We start from the raw sequence: 2,785 nt of genomic DNA, 5'->3' as shown, positions 1-2,785 counted from the left end.
TTTTATCTGGGTTTGGAAATGTTGCTCTAAAAGCAATGTTTCCTGTTTCGTTGTTAAATTCTCCTTCAATTGTTTCAACAATTCCTTTTTGGTTAAATTCTCTATTATTAGCCATTAAAAGACTTACTTCTTTATTATCCTCTTGTTGACCATTCATTACATAATCTAAATACTCGGCTTCTGGCACATTAAAATATACCCACATTTTACTATTATCAGACAATGTTGTTAGCAACTCTCCTTCATCTAATAAACTACCCTCTCTAACATGTAAATGATCCATTATACCATCAAATGGCGCTTTAACATTGGTAAACCCTAAATGTGTTTTTGCCATAGCGACTTCTGCATTTGCTTTATTGTATTTGGCTTTAGACATTGCTAATTCATTAGGGGAAACAACATTACTATCTGCTAATAATTTGGTGTTTTTATACTCAATATTGGCTACATCTGCTTCGGCTTCTGCCTTCTTTAATTCGGCTTCATAAACATTAGGCATAATTTTAAACATTGATTGTCCTTTTTTAACAAATTGTCCTTCATCTACCGAGATGTTTTGGAGGTAGCCTTTTTCTAAAGCTCTTAATTCTATATGTTTAATAGAATGGATTTGGCATACATAATCTTTTGTTATTAATGTGTCCATTTTTACTGGACTTGTTACTATATGTTTTATGGTTTCTTTGTGTTCTTTTTTATGATGGTTGCAACTAGTTAATGTTATACTAGCAACCAAAAACAAAATGAATGTTTTCATTAGGGTTGTATTGTGAATATATTATAATTGTAAAATGAATATTGTACACAAAAGACATATTATTGTTTAAGTGAACAATTAAAAAGTAAAAATTTAACTAAGGCAGGTTACCCCATCTTAGTAATACAATCATAACCTGAAAACTTCGTGTCGTAAGTATAAGGGAATAGATGAGACTAGTTTACTTGCCTCAAAAGAATGCATTTCTTTATTATAAATGCAGAATAAAAGCTCTAGGAAAGCTGTATAAAATGTATGGAACACAGCATTGTGTGTACGTATCTTTACACCTTTTCTTTCCTCTAAGACTTCTTCTTCTATTTCAACAAGTAACTGTTGTGTTGTACTTATTGAACTATCAACTTGATCTTTTTGAATTTCTAAAGAAACATTAGATTCTATAGTGTCAACTAGTACTGTAGAACTGGAAGATGCTGCATAAAGCATGGATTGGTTTCCAAAAAATTGAAATCCAATAACTAGTAAAAATGATACTAGAACATTAAAATAGCTATGCTTTTTTTCCATTACAGGGGCAAAATTAATTTTGTTAAACGACATAAACAAGAAAAAAAGTCATAGTTTTTTTAACGATACTACAACATAAAAATACAATACCACATTATTACTAGTCCCTGCTTATATTTTTTAATTAAAATTAGATCATTTTTTAATGCCAAGACCTATTTAAAATTTATACTAAGTATTTTAAAGGCAGCTTGGTTTATTTTCTTTATTTTGTAAAAAAATAAATTATTAATTTGGATTTAAATTACAATGCTGTTTCTCTTGTAGATACTCTTGGTTTTATACAAGGAATTATTTTAGGGTCATTATTAGTATTTATTGGTTTAAAAAAAAGCAAGTCTAGTGTTTATCTAGGTTTATTTGTTATTGTTTATTCTTTGGATTTATTACCTAGTATTATAGAAGACATTGAATTAACAAAATACTACCCTAGATTATTACTCTTACCTTTTAAAAATGCTTGGTTAGCTTTTCCATTGTTTTTTATATACATTCAAAAGATTTCTGTGTTTTCGCATCAGAAAATTAAATACCATTTGTTATATCCAGGAATAATTGTATTTATTATAGACCTTATCATTTTTTGTTTACCTACTACTACCAAACTAGAAATAGTTGATTCTTTGTGGTATAATTTGTTACAGCTATTTGGCATATTATATTCTATGTGGGTTGCTTATATTACAGTAAAATGGATTAATAAACATATTAAAGAAGTTAATAATCAATTTTCTGCTATTGAGTTTAAAGAGTTAAAATGGGCAAGGTTATTTGTTATTACAGGGGTTGTATACTTAACTGTTGGTATTTTTATTACTATATTTTTCGAGTTTAAACTTACATACTTAATCTTTTCTAGTATAAACGTTATTTTATTATACTGGGTTTCTTTACGCGGTATTTTACAACATAATGTCTCGTCCTTATTTGATATGAAAACAGATAAAACAATTGAGGAGGCTATTGAAGTTAAAGAAAAAGTACAAGAGCCTAAACAAGAACTAAAACAATTACTAGAAAAACTAGATTTGTATATAAATAAACATGAAACATATACAAAACCAGAACTTACTATTATAGATATTGCAGATGAATTAAATGTACATCCTAGAAAAATATCTACAGCATTAAATAGTATATACCAATTAAACTTTAATAGCTACATTAATAAATATAGAATTGAAAAAGCTATAACACTTATACAAAGTGATTTGGCAAATAATTTAAGTATAGAAGGTATTGGTATGAATGTTGGCTTCCAAAGTAAAAGCACGTTTTATGCTGCTTTTAAAAAAGTAACAGGTACTACACCTTCTAAATACAAAAGTACTTAATTCTTTACATATTACAGTTATTTTAGGGAGTTCGGATTCCTGAAAACTGCAATAAATTACTATTAAAACTACTTACATTGTTTGGATTTCAGAAATTCGAACTTATACCAATTGCTTTTTATTGGTTAACAATTTCATTTCGTAAATATTTGCTGCATCAAAA

The 2,785-nt window shown here is 27.6% G+C and carries 3 protein-coding genes; 1 reads left to right on the top strand and 2 read right to left on the bottom strand.

Annotated elements, in window-relative coordinates; all coding sequences use genetic code 11:
• On the bottom strand, positions 1–760 hold a 760-nt coding region (locus ACVC2P_RS19110), incomplete at its 3' end, for an efflux RND transporter periplasmic adaptor subunit (protein ID WP_452600044.1).
• Between the two features lie 129 nt (positions 761–889).
• On the bottom strand, positions 890–1,288 hold the full coding sequence (locus tag ACVC2P_RS19105) for a hypothetical protein (RefSeq protein WP_452600043.1): 399 nt from the start codon (positions 1,286–1,288) through the stop codon (positions 890–892).
• A gap of 233 nt (positions 1,289–1,521) precedes the next feature.
• Here ACVC2P_RS19105 and ACVC2P_RS19100 point away from each other — a divergent pair, with 233 nt between their 5' ends.
• Positions 1,522–2,622, top strand: coding sequence for a helix-turn-helix domain-containing protein (locus ACVC2P_RS19100; RefSeq protein WP_452600042.1), 1,101 nt, complete (start codon positions 1,522–1,524; stop codon positions 2,620–2,622).
• Positions 2,623–2,785 lie beyond the last annotated feature (163 nt).

The sequence above is a fragment of the Pontimicrobium sp. MEBiC01747 genome, from assembly GCF_053601635.1.
The sequence above is the reverse complement of the archived record's forward strand: the minus strand, read 5'-3'. Positions and strand labels throughout refer to the sequence as shown.

What these genes read in the sequence shown, in the direction of transcription:
- ACVC2P_RS19105 (WP_452600043.1), bottom strand. Translation starts at nt 1,288, where the DNA reads ATGGAAAAAAAGCATAGCTATTTTAATGTTCTAGTATCATTTTTACTA.